2 protein-coding genes are annotated in these 2,349 nt (G+C 72.5%); both read left to right on the top strand.

Annotation, left to right across the window (positions count from 1 at the left end; genetic code table 11):
• Window positions 1-714: NADH-ubiquinone oxidoreductase-F iron-sulfur binding region domain-containing protein (locus G6030_RS16025; protein WP_182643791.1), on the top strand; the 714-nt coding region annotated here is incomplete at its 5' end.
• The coding region (locus G6030_RS16020; RefSeq protein WP_182643790.1) for an NADH-quinone oxidoreductase subunit G at window positions 711-2,349 on the top strand (1,639 nt) is incomplete at its 3' end. The genes G6030_RS16025 and G6030_RS16020, both read left to right, overlap by 4 nt.

Here is a 2,349-nt window from a genome sequence, read left to right as displayed (position 1 = left end):
CTGCAACACGGGCCGGAGTGGTTCCGGTCGATGGGGTCGGAGAAGTCGCCCGGGTTCACCCTCTACTCGCTGTCCGGGCACGTCACCCGGCCCGGCCAGTACGAGGCACCGCTCGGGATCACGCTGCGTGAGCTGCTCGACCTCGCCGGCGGGATCCGCGACGGCCACACGCTCAAGTTCTGGACCCCCGGCGGCTCGTCGACGCCGCTGCTCACCGACGCCCAGCTCGACATGCCGCTGGACTACGAGGGGTGTGCGGCCGAGGGCACGATGCTCGGCACCAAGGCGCTGCAGATCTTCGACGACACGACCTGCGTGGTGCGGGCGGTGCTGAGGTGGACCGAGTTCTACGCCCACGAGTCGTGCGGCAAGTGCACGCCGTGCCGCGAGGGCACGTTCTGGCTCCGGCAGATCATGACCCGGCTCGAGGACGGCACCGCCACCGCCGACGAACTGGACCGGCTGCTCGACATCTCGGACAACATCGTCGGCAAGTCGTTCTGCGCCCTCGGCGACGCCGCCGCGGCCCCGATCGTGTCGTCGATCCGGCTCTTCCGCGACGAGTACCTCGCTCATATCCCCAACGGGTGCCCGTTCGACCACAGTCGCTCCACCGTCTTCACGCGCACCGACCGCGCAGGTGCCGGCTCCCGGCGTCCGCCCGTGCGGCCGGCCCGCGGACCCTCATCGCGATCCGAGGAGGTGGCCCGATGACCTCGGCCACGTCAGGAGCCCCCCGTGACGCCCGCGGACCGGCCCAGGACCCCGCCCCCGACCGTGCCGATTCCGAGCGCGCCGAGGACCTCGTCACCCTCACCGTCGACGGCCGCGAGGTCTCGGTGCCGCCGGGCACGCTCATCATCCGCGCCGCCGAACGGATGGGCGTGCAGATCCCGCGCTTCTGCGATCACCCGCTGCTCGACCCGGCCGGCGCGTGCCGCCAGTGCATCGTCGAGGTCGAGGGCGCGCCCAAGCCGGTCACGTCGTGTACGACGCCGGTCACCCAGAACATGGCCGTGCGCACGCAGTTCACCTCGCCGGTCGCCGACAAGGCCCAGCGCGGCGTCATGGAGCTGCTCCTCATCAACCACCCGCTCGACTGCCCGGTCTGCGACAAGGGCGGCGAGTGCCCGCTGCAGAACCAGGCCCTGATGAGCGGGCACGGTCGCTCCCGGTTCACCGAGGTCAAGCGCACGTTCCCCAAGCCGATCGCCATCTCCTCCCAGGTCCTGCTCGACCGCGAACGCTGCGTCATGTGCGCCCGCTGCACGCGGTTTTCCGAGCAGATCGCCGGCGACCCGTTCATCGACCTGTTCGAGCGCGGCGCCCAGCAGCAGGTCGGCGTATACGGCGACGAGCCGTTCGAGTCGTACTTCTCCGGCAACACCGTGCAGATCTGTCCGGTCGGCGCGCTGACCGGGGCGCAGTACCGCTTCCGGGCTCGCCCGTTCGACCTCGTGTCCAGCCCCGCCGTGTGCGAGCACTGCGCGAGCGGCTGCGGTCAGCGCACCGACCACCGACGCGGAAAGGTACTGCGGCGCCTCGCCGGCGACGACCCGCAGGTCAACGAGGAGTGGAACTGCGACAAGGGCCGGTGGGCGTTCACCTACGCCACCCAGCGGGACCGCATCACCACGCCGATGGTCCGCGGCGAGGGCGGCGGGCTCGTCCCCGTTCCGTGGCCCACCGCGCTACGGGTCGCCGCGGAAGGGTTGGCGGCCGCGCGTGGGCGCACCGGGGTGCTCACCGGCGGGCGCCTGACCGCCGAGGACGCGTACGCCTACGCCAAGTTCGCGCGCACGGTGCTGGGCACGAACGACGTCGACTTCCGCGCCCGCCACCATTCCGAGGAGGAAACCGCGTTCCTCGCCGAGCGGGTCGTGCGCCGCGGCCCGGGCGACTCCGCCGTCACCTACTCCGACCTCCAGGCGGCGCCGGCGGTCCTGCTCGTGGGCTTCGACGCGGAGGAAGAGTCGCCCATCGTCTTCCTGCGTCTGCGCCGGGCAGCCCGTGATCACGGGCTGAAGGTGTTCTCGATCGCGCCGTTCGCCTCGCCGGCCGTCCGCAAGACCCGCGCCGCACTCCTGCCGACCGTGCCCGGCGACGAGCCGGCGGTGCTGGACGCCCTGGCCGTCGTCCCCTCACCCACTCCAGCGGACGATCCGGTCGACGACCCCACCCTCGGCGCCCTGCCCGCCCTGCTACGGGAGCCCGGGGCGGTGATCCTCGTGGGCGAACGCCTCGGCGCGATCCCGGGCGGTCTGTCGGCCGCCGCGGACCTCGCCGACACCACCGGGGCGAGCCTGGCGTGGATCCCGCGGCGCGCGGGTGAGCGCGGTGCGCTCGAGG

This window comes from Dietzia sp. E1 (genome assembly GCF_014145015.1).
Lineage (GTDB): Bacteria > Actinomycetota > Actinomycetes > Mycobacteriales > Mycobacteriaceae > Dietzia > Dietzia cinnamea_A.
Note: the sequence above shows the minus strand (reverse complement) of the source record. Positions and strands in the feature narration are given on the sequence as shown.